Source organism: Microbacterium sp. EB106-03-03-XG65, assembly GCF_058791955.1.
Window position 1 is genome coordinate 2379029 of the sequence record NZ_JBYTEB010000001.1, and the last position, 13445, is coordinate 2392473.

At 66.4% G+C, this 13445-nt stretch carries 16 protein-coding genes and 4 tRNA genes; 8 read left to right on the plus strand and 12 right to left on the minus strand.

The genetic code is table 11. The annotated features are described in order from the left end of the window. Nucleotides 1-42: 42 nt before the first annotated feature. The 7 genes from AC3WS6_RS11145 to AC3WS6_RS11175 all read right to left on the minus strand — a co-directional run bounded on the left by AC3WS6_RS11145 (nt 43) and on the right by AC3WS6_RS11175 (nt 2846). A complete protein-coding gene (locus tag AC3WS6_RS11145; RefSeq protein WP_492501080.1) occupies nt 43-612 on the minus strand; it encodes a DUF2087 domain-containing protein in 570 nt (189 codons plus the stop codon). A gap of 1 nt (nt 613) precedes the next feature. Beyond that, a complete protein-coding gene (locus tag AC3WS6_RS11150; protein WP_492501081.1) occupies nt 614-787 on the minus strand; it encodes a hypothetical protein in 174 nt (57 codons plus the stop codon). A 407-nt stretch (nt 788-1194) separates the two neighbouring features. Then, the gene (locus AC3WS6_RS11155; protein WP_492501082.1) at nt 1195-1551 is read right to left on the minus strand and encodes a hypothetical protein; all 357 of its coding nucleotides are present in this window, start codon (nt 1549-1551) and stop codon (nt 1195-1197) included. A gap of 252 nt (nt 1552-1803) precedes the next feature. Beyond that, on the minus strand, nt 1804-2193 hold the full coding sequence (locus AC3WS6_RS11160) for a DUF1444 domain-containing protein (protein WP_492501083.1): 390 nt from the start codon (nt 2191-2193) through the stop codon (nt 1804-1806). Nucleotides 2194-2552: 359 nt separating this feature from the next. Next, nucleotides 2553-2624: transfer RNA gene (locus tag AC3WS6_RS11165), tRNA-Val, on the minus strand. A gap of 25 nt (nt 2625-2649) precedes the next feature. Next, a tRNA-Cys gene (locus AC3WS6_RS11170) sits at nt 2650-2720 on the minus strand. Between the two features lie 53 nt (nt 2721-2773). Next, nucleotides 2774-2846: transfer RNA gene (locus tag AC3WS6_RS11175), tRNA-Gly, on the minus strand. A gap of 152 nt (nt 2847-2998) precedes the next feature. On the opposite strand from AC3WS6_RS11175, the gene AC3WS6_RS11180 reads away from it, so the two are divergent. The 3 genes from AC3WS6_RS11180 (at nt 2999) to AC3WS6_RS11190 (ending at nt 4761) form a co-directional block, all read left to right on the plus strand. Then, nucleotides 2999-3074 (plus strand) — tRNA-Val (locus AC3WS6_RS11180). A 328-nt stretch (nt 3075-3402) separates the two neighbouring features. Then, nucleotides 3403-4329 carry a TMEM175 family protein gene (locus tag AC3WS6_RS11185; RefSeq protein WP_492501084.1) on the plus strand — a complete coding sequence of 309 codons (927 nt, stop codon included), beginning with the start codon at nt 3403-3405 and terminating at the stop codon, nt 4327-4329. A gap of 9 nt (nt 4330-4338) precedes the next feature. Continuing rightward, nucleotides 4339-4761 carry a GIY-YIG nuclease family protein gene (locus tag AC3WS6_RS11190; RefSeq protein ID WP_492501085.1) on the plus strand — a complete coding sequence of 141 codons (423 nt, stop codon included), beginning with the start codon at nt 4339-4341 and terminating at the stop codon, nt 4759-4761. 73 nt (nt 4762-4834) lie between these two features. Here AC3WS6_RS11190 and AC3WS6_RS11195 read toward each other — a convergent pair whose 3' ends face one another. Next, nucleotides 4835-5218 carry an SPW repeat domain-containing protein gene (locus AC3WS6_RS11195; protein WP_492501086.1) on the minus strand — a complete coding sequence of 128 codons (384 nt, stop codon included), beginning with the start codon at nt 5216-5218 and terminating at the stop codon, nt 4835-4837. A 96-nt stretch (nt 5219-5314) separates the two neighbouring features. On the opposite strand from AC3WS6_RS11195, the gene AC3WS6_RS11200 reads away from it, so the two are divergent. Further along, nucleotides 5315-5983 (plus strand): Pr6Pr family membrane protein, encoded by a 669-nt coding sequence (locus AC3WS6_RS11200; RefSeq protein ID WP_492501087.1) that lies wholly within the window; start codon nt 5315-5317, stop codon nt 5981-5983. Here the strand turns inward: AC3WS6_RS11200 and AC3WS6_RS11205 are convergent. From AC3WS6_RS11205 to zapE, 3 genes are all read right to left on the minus strand, one after another. Next, nucleotides 5962-6549, minus strand: a complete 588-nt coding sequence (locus AC3WS6_RS11205) for a type II toxin-antitoxin system PemK/MazF family toxin (RefSeq protein WP_492501088.1) — start codon at nt 6547-6549, stop codon at nt 5962-5964. The two genes, AC3WS6_RS11200 and AC3WS6_RS11205, sit on opposite strands and share 22 nt — an antisense overlap. 20 nt (nt 6550-6569) lie before the next feature. Further along, the gene (locus AC3WS6_RS11210) at nt 6570-7808 is read right to left on the minus strand and encodes an ammonium transporter (RefSeq protein WP_492501090.1); all 1239 of its coding nucleotides are present in this window, start codon (nt 7806-7808) and stop codon (nt 6570-6572) included. A gap of 114 nt (nt 7809-7922) precedes the next feature. Continuing rightward, nucleotides 7923-8972, minus strand: coding sequence for a cell division protein ZapE (zapE, locus tag AC3WS6_RS11215; protein WP_492501091.1), 1050 nt, complete (start codon nt 8970-8972; stop codon nt 7923-7925). 147 nt (nt 8973-9119) lie between these two features. On the opposite strand from zapE, the gene AC3WS6_RS11220 reads away from it, so the two are divergent. Both AC3WS6_RS11220 and AC3WS6_RS11225 read left to right on the plus strand, forming a co-directional pair. After that, nucleotides 9120-10013 carry a sulfurtransferase gene (locus AC3WS6_RS11220; protein ID WP_492501092.1) on the plus strand — a complete coding sequence of 298 codons (894 nt, stop codon included), beginning with the start codon at nt 9120-9122 and terminating at the stop codon, nt 10011-10013. 18 nt (nt 10014-10031) lie between these two features. Further along, complete coding sequence (locus AC3WS6_RS11225) at nt 10032-10463, plus strand: SufE family protein (protein ID WP_492501093.1); 432 nt, start codon at nt 10032-10034, stop codon at nt 10461-10463. Here the strand turns inward: AC3WS6_RS11225 and AC3WS6_RS11230 are convergent. After that, nucleotides 10447-11601, minus strand: coding sequence for an alpha/beta hydrolase (locus tag AC3WS6_RS11230; protein ID WP_492501094.1), 1155 nt, complete (start codon nt 11599-11601; stop codon nt 10447-10449). The two genes, AC3WS6_RS11225 and AC3WS6_RS11230, sit on opposite strands and share 17 nt — an antisense overlap. A gap of 25 nt (nt 11602-11626) precedes the next feature. On the opposite strand from AC3WS6_RS11230, the gene AC3WS6_RS11235 reads away from it, so the two are divergent. Beyond that, the gene (locus AC3WS6_RS11235) at nt 11627-12208 is read left to right on the plus strand and encodes a DUF3000 family protein (RefSeq protein WP_492501095.1); all 582 of its coding nucleotides are present in this window, start codon (nt 11627-11629) and stop codon (nt 12206-12208) included. Continuing rightward, nucleotides 12201-13394 carry a ribonuclease D gene (locus AC3WS6_RS11240; protein ID WP_492501096.1) on the plus strand — a complete coding sequence of 398 codons (1194 nt, stop codon included), beginning with the start codon at nt 12201-12203 and terminating at the stop codon, nt 13392-13394. Before AC3WS6_RS11235 ends, AC3WS6_RS11240 begins: the two co-directional genes overlap by 8 nt. Nucleotides 13395-13445 lie beyond the last annotated feature (51 nt).

Consider the following 13445-nt stretch of genomic DNA (forward strand, 5'->3'; position numbering starts at 1 on the left):
CACAGAAGATCAATCGCGCAGACACCTCGACACGTCCCGGCATCATCTGGATCCGTGCTCGATTGAGTACCTTGCATCGGCGTCGCTGATCACTCGCGGAACGTGCTCAGATACTAAAGCAGACGACAGGGTGTACCCGGTACCGTCTGGGTATCGCTCGACGAGCTCGTAGTCCACGAGATAGCGGCGAAGAACGGCGACGTCCTCTGAGTAGGGCAAGAGTCGATCGTTCACTTCGCGCTCTGGCAGCACTTCGTCTGCGCCGAACGCACTCGTTGCCACCCAGGCGAGGAGCCGGCCACGCTCGTCGAGGTTCGCGGGATACTGACGAATTCGCTTCCCGTCGACAAACCGATCTATCCCTTCGCGTTTCTTGGGCGCCGGCGCAGCGTCGAGGATCGCGCGGAACACGTCAGACTCGAAGACCCGCGTGTGGGCGTTGACGAGGCCACTGCGCATCATCGCCTCTGTCACGCGTCGGCGCTTCGACGGCGACAGACCGGCTGTCGCCGACTCGAGCGTGGCACCCAGCATCACCTCAGCGGCAACGCGTCGAGTCTCCGGATTCGCAAGGAGCGCGATCATCGGCTTCCATTGATTCGGCTGTGCCATGTCAGTCCGCTCCTTCTGCGATGACGACTTCCTTGCGGATGCTGCGACGCAATCCACCGGCCACGACGATCACGTAAAGCAGAGACGATATCGCTACGCCCCAGCCAATGCCGAACGACTGCCCGACGATCGCCACGACCGGAGCCCCGAGCGCGACGACGAGCGAGTCCGCCATTGAGGTCACCGAACCTGCAGTCGCCTACGGTAACTAGACCCGCCACGGCGGTTCTCATGACGCGAAACCACGCAAGAACGGGGATTGCGTGTGGCTTGCCGACGAGGCAGCCGACGTCACCCGTTCCTCAGAGGGCGACACCGTGCGGCGCGGGAGTCAGACGCGCGCGCATCGCAACGCGAGGTCGCGGCCTCGTTGCTCCTCGGCGAGCACGACGAGGTCGACTCCCTCAGTGAGCAGATGCCGGGCGACGCGCTCCCAGAGATGCGCACGTGACCGATATGGGCACTTGAAGACGGCTCTGCAGTCAGCCGAGAGACGTTGCCGTCCCTCAGCCTCCGAGGACCGAGATCACTACGGAGACTGGCCACTCATACTCCTCGCCTCTGCCCGCGAGGGATGTCAGCTCATCCTGCGGCGGGCGCGAGGCCCAGACGAGCGAAGATGATGCATCCGACTGCGAGCACGACACCGACTGCCGCAAGATAGACGATCCCGCGCAGGCGCTGTCGCGGCGGGCGGGCGCGATCGCGCCAGACGAGCGCTCCGTCGGCGATCGCGAGTGCGATCGGTGCGATGGCTGCGATGTGGACGGCGACCAGTGCTGGAAAGACGTCCTCGGAATCCGTGAAGATGCCGCTGAAAGCGAGACCGAAATAGGCAACGGGAAAGGCGATCATCGCCACCAGGCAGGACCCGGCGGTGACGACAAGATGTTGATATCCGATGAGCTCCTGCGCCGCGACGAGAACGAGCCCTCCCACGACAAGGAAGAACCCGAGGACGTACGGCCATGCCTCGAGGATGTTCCTTGTGGGATACCGAGTGCCGCGGTGCTGCCGCGGAACAGATGAATCGTCACAACGACGCAACCGGTCAAGACGATGAGCGTCGCGAGATACGACACGATACGGCTGCGCACACTCGCGAACTCCGACTCTGCACCCACGGACTCCGCATTGACAGGGGCTCGCTGTACTGGGTCAGTGCTCAGATCAGACCCAGCGGCGCTCATATCACGCATCACGATCGTCGAGAAGTGGGAGACCTGCTCCGGTGAGGCGGTAGAGCGAGGGAGAGATCGGCTTGCCGTTCCCTGCGTTGAATGCCTGTTCAGCGCTGCTGCGCAACGCCACTTTCGAATCGTGGTCGGCGGAACCGCAGACGAGGAGCTCGACTCGGGTGGGAACGGCGATGACGAGTTCTCCCTCGAGCGGGACCGATGGACGCCACCGCTCAGGGTCGAGGACGAGGGGCGCGCTGACGTCGCGCTCCACCGGCACGGTGAGTCGGTACCGGCCATCGCCGCCCTCGACGTGGATGTCTCCGCGCTGGCGCAGGTTCGCCAGTGCCCGCACTCGCATGGCCTCGCTGTCTCCCATGGTCTGCACCGTGTCGTTGTTCACGATCTCCCATGACCCATTCGGATCGATCGCGTAGGCACTATAGAGACATGCGGAGACGGGCGGGGCGAACGGACGGCTGCCGGCGGGGAAGTCCGGGATCTGCGCGAACATTCTCTCGTTGGCGTCCATCCAGGATTGCCCTGAGAGCATCGGCACCACCAGGGACAGAAAATCCGGCAGAGCACCCTCCTCATGCCGTGGCTGCGCTGGTTTCGAGGCTGACGACTTCCGTGCGCGACGTGAGAACAGGCCCATGGCACTCCCCCGGTTCCTGGTGCGAGCCGGCGATCCGGCTCACATGGCCGGCAAAACAACGTGGAAAAACAAAAAACCCCCGGTGAACCGGGGGTTTTCATCTGTGCGCGATACTGGGATCGAACCAGTGACCTCTTCCGTGTCAGGGAAGCGCGCTACCGCTGCGCCAATCGCGCCCGAGTGGGCTGTTCAGTTTTTGAGAGGTGGCGACGGGATTCGAACCCGTGTAAACGGCTTTGCAGGCCGGTGCCTAGCCGCTCGGCCACGCCACCGTGTGGATTGACCCCACGTGCGGAAGGCCCTCCGAAGAAGGCCCCTGCACTTGAGCGGATGACGAGACTCGAACTCGCGACCCCAACCTTGGCAAGGTTGTGCGCTACCAACTGCGCTACATCCGCGTTGTTCCCGGTTGTTGTCCCGGGCACTTATGAAACATTAGCCGATGATGGGCGACTGTCCAAACCGGAACCGAATCTCGCGCGTGTCTCCCCCGATGGTCAACTCGGGCTCCGACGGTCGGGTAGTATCGGTTGACGTACCCCGCAGGTATGGGCGATTGGCGCAGTTGGTAGCGCGCTTCCTTCACACGGAAGAGGTCATCGGTTCGAGTCCGGTATCGCCCACCACATAGCCACCTGATCTTGCAGCGCCAGCGCTGCATCGGGCCCAGCAGTTCCGCGCCTCGTCACAGCGGAGAGGTCCTCGCGCGACGGGCGGATCGCTACCGGCGCGAGAACCCCTCTACCGGAGCCACGTCGCGGCGAGGTTCCCCATGAACTCGTCCAGCGCGTGCTCTGGCCGCACCGTACGCCTGAGATCGTCGGCGCACCATCCCGTAGCGCCCCACCACCCACAGGCGTACTCTGTTCGGTCAATCCATCGCGTCACGAGCCGCACACCTCGCTTCTGGTAAGGTTTACCTAACCTGCCGGAGAGACGATTGGTGAGCCGACGATGTCGCTGATCGAACCCGATCCTGAACCGATCATCTGGCGCATCGATACGAACTCCTTCGATCTCGCCGAGCACGTCGAGTGGGAACGCCATTCGCATGCAGACCGACACGAGCTTCTCTGGGCCACGCGCGGCACACTGACCGCCGAGACTGCGGACGGCTACTTCGCCATTCCCGGATCACTCGGCCTGTGGATCCCCGCGGGAACCGAGCATCGCGTGATCGGCGCCGCCGGCACCACCTTCCGCTGCACGTTCATCGACGCGGGGCTGCCGTCGATTGCGCCGAGCACCACTGCGGTGGCGATCCCCGAAGTCGTGCGAGTGGTATTGGAACGCCTTGAGGCGACTCCCTACCTGGTGCCCACTCCGCGGCTGCATGCCGAGGAGCTGACCCTGAGCCTCCTCGAGCCCGTCGAGGTGTCGACGATCGATCTGCCACTCCCTGTCGCAGGTGTTTCCGTACGCCACGCGTCGCCTTGGTCTCTCCGGCCACCCAGACGTATCCGGGGCCTCGGGGAAGCTCGGACGCTCGGAGGATCTCCTCGCCGCGCGACAGTCCGCCGACTGAACCGCGACAGAGGGATGAAGGGTGAGGCGATGGCGACAGATGGCGATTCCCACGGCGGCACTCCGAGGAGTTCGGCCGTCCGATCTGACCCGGCCCGCGCGGTCGCGTTCAGCGACGCCATCATCGCCATCGTCATCACCCTCCTCGTCCTCGATCTCCGTCCGCCGAAGACCGAACCGGGCGGGCTCCTTCCCGCGCTGCTCGCCGAGTGGCCGACCTATCTCGCGGGGGTCCTCGTGCATACCCTGGTCGCCTCGGTGGTCTTCCTTCTCCTCCCGGCGTTCTACGGCCTCACCAGTCATGGCCACGACCATGGGCCGTCTCTTTCCGACGCGGGTGTCCGTGGGGGTCGCTAGCCTCATCAGGTGACCAGCCCGACCCTCCCCGATCCGTGCCTGCTCTGCGGCCGGATCGACGCGCGCCGCGTGACCGGAAGGCTCGTGTGCGCCTGGTGCGGGTGGTGCGTCGGTGATGTGCCGGACGACGACCTCCCTCGGCCCGTCATCGAGGTGGTCTACTATCTTCGCTACGATCGCCGCGTCAAGATCGGCACCAGTCGACGTCCTCGCCAGAGGCTGTCGAGCATCCGTCATGACGAGCTGCTCGCCTTCGAGCGCGGTGGCCGCGAAGTCGAACAGGCACGTCATCGCGAGTTCGCCGCCGTACGAGAAGGAGGCGAGTGGTTCACGCTCACACCGCAGCTGCGCGCGCACATCAGGGGTCTGCAGACCGTGCCCGACCCGTGGCAGCTGCACGCCCAGTGGATCGCACAGGGTTTCGGGATGTGACGTCATCCTGTCGGGAACAGGACTGAGGCCCCGCACGGGACCGATACCGTGCGGGGCCTCAGGGTCTTTGTCGTCAGGCGCGTGCCGAGGCCTTGACCTTCGCGGGCTGCGGCTGGGAGAAGATCACGACGATGATCACGGCGACGCCCACGACCACGTGCGGGACCCAGACGTTCGGTGCCTCGTTCGAGAAGCCGAAGATCCACGGCGAGAGCGCCAGGAACAGGCTTGCGACGATGTCGAACACGAGGTGAACGGGCATCGGGATGAAGCCGAAGGGGCCCCATTCGTACTTGGTGAACAGGCTGTACACGATGAGCCCGACGCCCAGGACGATCGGGATGATGACGGCGGGTCCGCCCATGCCTGCGAAGCCGAACAGCCACGGAGCAGCGATCAATGCGACTCCGACGACGTAGTCGAGAATTCCGTGGACCTTGGTGGGGATGAAACGCATGATTCCTCCTGTGGTGTCGTCGCGTGCTGCGACTCACAGTTGGTTCGCAGCGGTCGAGGAATCGGATTGCGCGATCGGTGCTCCTACGCTGATCGAATGGCCTCCGCCCCACCTGTCTCCGCCCCACCTGCCTCCGTCGCCCTGCTCCGTGTCTCCGGCGGAGTCGCGGTGATCGGCATCCTCGGGTACACCTATGCGATCGGCATCCCGCTGCGTGGTGCGAGCCTCTTCGACTACCTCGGCTACTTCACGAACCTGACCAGCCTGCTCACCGCGTTCATACTCATCGCGAGCGGCGTGTGCGGCCTGATCAGACGCCGCGCGCCCGGCTGGCTCGACACCGCCCGCGGCGCATCCGTCGCATCGATGCTCGTCGTGGCCCTGGTGTACAACCTTGTCGTCCCGGGCACAGGCAGCGCGCCGGTCTGGGTCAGCGTGACTCTGCATCTCGTGCTGCCCGTGCTTGTGTCGATCGACTGGGCGTTCGTGCCGGACCGCGCACCGCAGCCATGGGCGCGTCTGTGGGTCGTCCTGCCCTACCCGGTGGTCTGGCTGACCGTCGTCCTGACCCGCGGCGCGACGGACGGGTGGGTGCCCTACGGATTCCTGCTGCCGCAGAGAGGGCTCGTCGCGCTCGGTGCGACAGTGGCCGCGCTGTTGCTCGTGCTGCTGGCGTCAGCGGCCCTGGTCTGGGGCCTGAGCAGGCTGCGGCCCGCGCGTCGTCTGTCGGCGACCGCCGTCGATCAGTCCCTGGCCCAGCCGTAGCGCGCAGCGAGAGCCGCAGCCACCCGGTCGTAGCGCGGACGTTCGAGCACGGCGGCCTCCCGTCGCAGCCCCGTCACATGCACGCTGTACAGCTGCTCGACATCCACCCATGACTCGCGTCGCTGCGAGTCCCAGGAACCCGAGCCGATCGAGAGGTAGTCCCGATCCCGATCGTGCGCCTTGCTGGTCATCCGCACCGCGTACACCCGGTCTGCGGACTGCCTCCCCACCACGAGCACGGGGCGGTCCTTGCCTCGGCCGTCGCCCTCTTCGTACGGAACCCACGTCCAGACGATCTCGCCGGCGTCGGGAGCACCATCCCGGTCCGGCGCGTATCCGATGCGCAGGTCATCGATGCGGTCCGGATCGATGCGCACCGTGCCTGTTCCTGCGCCTGTGCCTCGGCCCGTGCCCGCCGCCGACGGCGAGGCGCGCACCTCGTCGGAGGTGCGCAGACGCGCGTCCGGGCGCCTCGGACGTGGTGTCGTCTGAGACGCCCGGTCAGATCCCAATGCTGTGAGGAGGATCTCCGCGAGTCTTGTCAGGATGCCGTTGCTCTTAGCCACACGGTCACCCTAACGGCATGTCATGCGTCGGCGAGTGCGTAGCCCTCCTCGCCGTGGACGACCTGGTCGACACCGGCGATCTCGTCCTCGTTGGTGACGCGGAAGCCGATCGTCTTCTCGATCGCGAAGCCGATGATGAAGGCGACCACGAACGAGTAGATCAGCACACCGAGGGCGGCGATCGCCTGGACCGCGAGCTGACGGGCGTCTCCACCGACGAGCAGTCCGGTGCCGGTGGCGAAGAAGCCGAGGTACAGCGTGCCGATCAGGCCACCGACGAGGTGGATGCCGACCACGTCGAGGGAGTCGTCGAACCCGAGACGGAACTTCATCTCGACGGCGAGTGCGCAGACGATACCGGCCACGGCACCCAGCAGCAGCGACCAGCCCGGGGTCAGGTTGGCGCAGGCGGGGGTGATGGCGACGAGACCGGCGACGGCACCCGATGCCGCGCCGACGGAGGTGGGCTTGCCGTCCTTGATCTTCTCGATCAGGATCCATCCGAGGATCGCGGCGGCCGTCGCACCCAGCGTGTTCAGACCGATGAGTCCGACACCGCCCATGTCCTCAGCCAGCCACTCGGCACCGGCGTTGAAGCCGAACCACCCGAACCACAGGAGTGCGGCACCGAGAAGAGTCAGCGGCACGTTGTGCGGCTTCAGGATGCCCTTCTGGAACCCGATGCGCTTTCCGAGCACCAGGGCGAGAGCGAGTGCTGCGGCGCCGGCGTTGATGTGCACGGCGGTTCCACCGGCGTAGTCGATGACACCGATACCGCTGTCCTCACCGAACAGGGTCGTGCCGAGGTTCATGATCCAACCGCCGCCCCAGACCCAGGCAGCGACCGGGAAGTAGCCGACGGTGGCGAACACACCGGCGAAGATGAGCCAGCTGCCGAACTTGGCACGGTCGGCGATCGCACCCGAGATGAGTGCGACCGTGATGATCGCGAAGGTCGCACCGTAGGCGACTCCGAGAAGCGCCACATTCGAGCCTTCACCCTCGGCGAGGGAGGAGAGGCCGATGTCGGCGAAGGGGTTGCCTGCGAAGGCGGTGGGACTGTCGACGGCGCTCATCGAGAATCCGAAGAGGATCCAGAGCACCGCCACGAGTCCGATCGAGCCGAAGCTCATCATCATCATGCTGACGACGCTCTTGGCCTTCACGAGGCCGCCGTAGAAGAAGGCGACGCCGGGCGTCATGAGCAGTACGAGGGCGGTCGCGGTGATCGCCCAGGAGATGTTGCCTGGAGCATCCATAGTCAAACCTCACATTCGGGAACTGAGAGCTTCAGTGTGACGAGGCCCGATTTCCGGAATGCGTGAAGTTTGTTGCCGGGGTGTTACAGGGGCAGCCCCCGTGTGAACATCGCGTTACGCGACGCTGCGATCCGCGTGTGTGAGTGCATTGAGTCTGGAGATAGCTCGCAGATACTTCTTGCGGTAGCCCCCGCCCAGCATCTCGTCGGCGAAGACCTGGTCGAGGCTCACCCCCGTCGCGACGATCGGGATCTGCGCGTCGTACACGCGGTCGACGAAGGCGACGAATCGCAGCGCCTCGGATTGGTCCGTCAGGGTGTGGACATCACGAAGCCCCACGAGACCGAGTCCGGAGATGACCCGGAGGTAGCGCGACGGGTGCACTCGGGCCAGATGGCGGATCACGTCCCCGAAGACGTCGTCGGAGACGGTTCCCGCGGCGGCCTCCGCGTCGACCGCAGCCGCGTACGTGTCCTCGTCGCTCACCACGGCGTGCCCGTCGAGCGCGCGCTGGCGGAAGTCGACGCCATCGATCCGGAGCGTCTGGAAGCTGTCGGACATCGCGTGGATCTCACGGAGGAAGTCCTGCGCGGCGAAGCGCCCCTCTCCCAAGGCGTTCGGCGGGGTGTTCGACGTCGCCGCGAGCTTCGTTCCCGTCGGCACGAGCTCGCCGAGCAGGCGGGTCATGACCATCGTGTCGCCCGGGTCGTCGAGTTCGAACTCATCGATGCAGAGCAGATCTGCCCCCTTGAGCAGGTCGACCGTGTTCTTGTAACCGAGCGCGCCGACGAGGGCGGTGTACTCGATGAACGAGCCGAAGTACTTCCGGCGTGCCGGCATGGCGTGATAGATCGATGCCAGGAGGTGCGTCTTGCCGACTCCGAAGCCGCCGTCGAGGTAGACGCCCGGCTTCACCTCGGGCTCTTTCTTCGCGCGGCTGAAGAACCCGCCACGCTTGGCCGGGGCGCCGCGACCCGCGAAGCGGATCAGCGTCTCCTTCGCCTCCTCCTGCGACGGGTACTCCGGATCCGCGCGGTAGCTTTCGAACGTCGCACCGTCGAACTGCGGCGGCGGCACGAGGCTTGCGAGCATCTCGGGGCCGGTGACGGTCGGCTGTCGATCGGTGAGGTGCACGATGCCCGTGCGGGTGGGCGTGTCGGTCATCACGGTCCTGTATCGGGTGCGCACCTGTGTCGAAGTCTTACGAATCGGGTGCAGTGCGCTCGGCGTGGATCTATCGTCGAAGTGACGGATACACACTACGCCGTCCGCACCCGGCATCATCGCCGCTCACCGTCTGAGGAGATCCCTGTGGCCATCGAGTTCGACACGTCATCACCGAAGTTCGCCGAATACGCCGAGCCCGGCCGTCTCGTCACCACCGAGTGGCTCGCGCAGCGTCTCGGTCAGCCCGGCCTCGTGGTGGTCGAATCCGATGAGGACGTGCTGCTCTACGAGACGGGTCACATTCCGGGAGCCGTGAAGGTCGACTGGCACACCGAACTCAACGATCCCGTCGTTCGCGACTACGTCGACGGCGAAGGATTCGCGAAGCTGCTCAGCAGCAAGGGCATCTCCCGGGACGACACGGTCGTCATCTACGGCGACAAGAACAACTGGTGGGCGGCGTACGCGCTGTGGGTCTTCTCGCTGTTCGGACACGACGACGTCCGGCTGCTCGACGGCGGCCGCGATCGCTGGATCGCAGAGGGCCGCGAGATCACCCGCGAGGCACCGCAGATCACGCCGACGGAGTACCCCGTCGTCGAGCGCGACGACTCGACCATCCGCGCCTACAAGGAGGATGTCCTCGCCCACATCGGCAGCCCCCTGATCGACGTGCGCTCCCCCGAGGAGTACAGCGGAGAGCGCACCACGGCGCCCGCCTACCCTGAGGAGGGCACGTTGCGTGCCGGACACATCCCGACCGCGCAGAGCGTGCCGTGGGCGAAGGCCGTGGCGGAGGACGGCGGCTTCAAGTCGCGTGCCGAGCTCGACGCCATCTACCGCGACGGCGCGGGCCTCGCCGACGGCGATGACGTCGTCGCCTACTGCCGCATCGGAGAGCGCTCCAGCCACACGTGGTTCGTGCTCAAGCACCTCCTCGGCTTCGAGAACGTGCGCAACTACGACGGCTCATGGACCGAGTGGGGCAGCGCGGTGCGCGTCCCGATCGTGACCGGCACGGAGCCCGGTTCGCTCTGACGTGTGACAATGACAGGGATGAGCACGAGCGAAGTTCCTGACACCCTCGCCGAGATCCGCGACGGATTCCTCGAGACCCCTGAGGCAGATCGTCTGCTGCTCCTTCTGGAGTACTCGGACGAGCTGCCCGAGGTCTCGGAGGAGGTCGCGAACCACCCCGAGATGTGCGAGCGCGTGGCCGAGTGCCAGTCCCCCGTCTACATCTACGTCGAGGTGAACGACGGGATCGTCACCATGCATGCGACCGCCCCGCCGGAAGCCCCGACGACCCGTGGTTTCGCGAGCATCCTCGTGCAGGGCATCACCGGCCTCACCGCCGACGAGGTGCTGGCCATCCCCGACGACTACCCGCAGTCGATCGGTCTCACCAAGGCGGTGTCGCCGTTGCGGATCGGCGGGATGACCGGAATGCTCATGCGCGCGAAGAAGCAGGTCAGGCAGAAGCGCTGAGGCCCCGGTCGCGCAGCCAGTCGGTGATCGCCGCGGTCCATCCCATCTGGTCGTAGTTCCACAGCTTGGTGTGCCGCGCGACCGAGAACCGAGGCATCGTGACGATGTCGGGTCGCTCTCTCTGCAGAGCATGAGATGCATCTGCAGGAACGAAGCCGTCGTCATCGCTGTGCAGGATCAGGATCGGCAGATCGAGTTCGGCGGCGCGGGCGACGACGTCGAGTCGGTCGAACGGAATCGCCTCGTCGGCGCCGCTGAGACGCGCCGTCAGCGGGACCGAGAGGGCGCTCATCGCGAGGTCGGGAAGAGGCGCCCTCATTCCGGCTTTCCTCGCCTGGAAGCGCAACACAGAGCGCCAGTCGACCACCGGCGACTCGAGTATCAGCCCCGCCACTCGTTCCCGATTGCCGGAGTTCAATGCTGTCTGCAGGGCCACGGCGCCGCCCATCGACCAGCCCAGCAGCACCACGCGTTCGGCTCCCCGGCGCAGCGCGTACGAGATCGCCGCGTCGACATCGCGCCATTCCGCTGCTCCCAGCGCATAGCCGCCATGGCGGCTGCGCGGGGCCTCCCCGTCGTTCCGATACGACACGACGAGGTTGGGGAGCCCGGCGGCGTGCAGCACCGGCACGGCCCGCAGGCACTCCGCTCGTGTCACACCACGACCATGCACCTGGATCACCCACGTGCTCGACTCCGCGGGGAAGAACCATGCAGGGCATGGCCCGGCGGGCGATCCGATGAGGACGTTCTCCCAGCGCAGGTGGAGCTCGCTCGGCGACGTGTAATACCAGCCGCTGAACGCCGCCGATCGGTCCACGCGAGCGCCGGTCTCGATCTGGGTGAGGAGCTTCCGCCGCACCGTCGACGAGTCGGCTGCGAGCACCGCGCCGAGCTTGACGTATCCGTGGGTGCCGGTGGTGAACAGTCCGTAGCGACCGGGGAGCTCGGTATCCGGCGTGCGGCTGAGCTCGATCGTCTGAGCACCGGTGTCGACGGCGATGATCTCGACGTCCGCCGGGCGTGCGGCCGGGCGGACCACTCGCCGCGCCACGCTGATCACGAGCAGAGCCATCGCCCCGCCGAGGGCGATCAATGCGGGGACAACGAGTGCAACGGCGTGCCTGAGACTCTTCATCGCCTCCTGACTCTAGCCTGTTGCCGTGACCGCATACCCCGATGCCGGGACGATCTTCGACGCCGCTGTAGCCGAACTCCGTGACACAGCGTTCCGTCCCGACCTCACGGTCCGAGAGATCTCCACCCCTCAGGGCCTCGCGCCGTACGCTCTGGCGCTGGCTGCCGATGTCCGTCCCGATGACGGGGGCGAGTCGGTCTACGGCACCGGTCGCTTCGTGCTTCTGCACGACCCCGAGGCTCCTTCGGCCTGGGGAGGGGCGTGGCGGATCGTGATCTTCGCGCAGGCGCCGCTGGAGACCGAGATCGGCACCGACCCGCTTCTCGCGGACGTCACGTGGTCGTGGCTCGTCGACGCGCTCGACTCCCGCGGCGCCGCATACGACGCGCCCTCCGGAACCTCGACCAAGACGCTCTCGAAGGGCTTCGGCGGGCTCGCGGAGGAAGGCGACGGAGCGCAGATAGAATTGAGGGCGTCCTGGACGCCTTCCGGCCCCTTCCGACCTCACGTCGAGGCATGGGCTGAACTGGTGGGGATGCTGGCGGGCCTTCCGCCGGGATCCGAGGGCATCGCCGTGATCGGCGCGCGAAAGGCAACACGTGACTGAGTACTCCGTGATCTCCGACGTCTCGGAGTTCCATGCGGCATGCGCCGCGCTGGCCGCAGGCACCGGCCCTGTCGCCGTCGACGTCGAGCGGGCATCCGGATTCCGCTACTCACAGCGGGCGTACCTGGTTCAGGTGTTCCGGCGAGGTGCCGGAGTGTTCCTCTTCGATCCGCCGGCGATCGGCGACTTCAGCCCGCTGCAGGCAGCCATCGGCGACGTCGAGTGGATCTTCCACGCCGCCAGCCAGGATCTCCCTTCCCTGCGTGAGCTCGAGCTGCTGCCACGATCCATCTTCGACACCGAGCTCGCCTCACGTCTGCTCGGTCACGAGCGCGTCGGACTCGCGGCTGTGGTCGAGAGCACCCTGGGAATCACACTCAAGAAGGAGCACTCGGCTGCGGACTGGTCGACTCGGCCCCTCCCCGCCGCATGGCTCGAGTACGCGGCTCTCGACGTGCTCCACCTCATCGACGTCTACGAGATCCTCACGCTCGAGCTCGAAGAGCAGGGGAAGACGGAGTACGCGGCGGAGGAGTTCGCGGCGACGCTGACACGCTTGCCCAAGCCCCCGCGGGAAGACCCCTGGCGCCGCCTGAGCGGCCTGCACCAGGTGCGCGGGGCGCGCAACCTCGCGGTGGCGCGCGAGCTCTGGCGCGCCCGGGAATCGTTCGCACAGGAACAGGACGTGTCGCCCGGGCGCCTCGTGCCCGACCGATCACTCGTCGCCGCCGTCCTGGCGAATCCTCAGAGCAAGCAGGCGCTTGCAGGAATCAAGGAGTTCCAGGGACGAGCGAGCCGTACTCAACTGGATCGCTGGTGGCAGGCCATGGTCGACGGCCGCACGACCGAAGAGCTTCCCCGCGAGCGTGTTCCCAGCGACACGCTTCCGCCCCCTCGCGCCTGGGCGGACCGCAACCCCGAAGCCGATGCGCGCCTCAAAGCCGCCCGCCCTCTGGTCGAGGCGACGGCTGAAGAACTCGGGATGCCCACGGAGAACCTCCTGACACCCGATCACCTGCGACGCATCGCCTGGGATCTTCCCGGAACCACGCCGGAGGCGATCGCCGAGGCGCTCGCCGCGCTCGGCGCGCGGCCCTGGCAGATTGCACAGACTGCACAGAAGATCGCCGATGCCTTTGTAGAGGCGGCGCAAACGCCTGACGAGGCGTCCACCCCCGCTTCGTAGGTTCGATCCAACCGATTCCTCCCGGTTTCGGGGCCTCCATAGACTGAGGCC

Bases quoted from the DNA above. Each gene is read 5' to 3' on its own strand.
- AC3WS6_RS11145 (WP_492501080.1), bottom strand. From the start codon at position 612: ATGGCACAGCCGAATCAATGGAAGCCGATGATCGCGCTCCTTGCGAAT.
- AC3WS6_RS11150 (WP_492501081.1), bottom strand. From the start codon at position 787: ATGGCGGACTCGCTCGTCGTCGCGCTCGGGGCTCCGGTCGTGGCGATC.
- AC3WS6_RS11185 (WP_492501084.1), top strand. From the start codon at position 3,403: ATGTCGCTGATCGAACCCGATCCTGAACCGATCATCTGGCGCATCGAT.
- AC3WS6_RS11195 (WP_492501086.1), bottom strand. From the start codon at position 5,218: ATGCGTTTCATCCCCACCAAGGTCCACGGAATTCTCGACTACGTCGTC.
- AC3WS6_RS11200 (WP_492501087.1), top strand. From the start codon at position 5,315: ATGGCCTCCGCCCCACCTGTCTCCGCCCCACCTGCCTCCGTCGCCCTG.
- AC3WS6_RS11210 (WP_492501090.1), bottom strand. From the start codon at position 7,808: ATGGATGCTCCAGGCAACATCTCCTGGGCGATCACCGCGACCGCCCTC.
- zapE (WP_492501091.1), bottom strand. From the start codon at position 8,972: ATGACCGACACGCCCACCCGCACGGGCATCGTGCACCTCACCGATCGA.
- AC3WS6_RS11225 (WP_492501093.1), top strand. From the start codon at position 10,032: ATGAGCACGAGCGAAGTTCCTGACACCCTCGCCGAGATCCGCGACGGA.
- AC3WS6_RS11230 (WP_492501094.1), bottom strand. From the start codon at position 11,601: ATGAAGAGTCTCAGGCACGCCGTTGCACTCGTTGTCCCCGCATTGATC.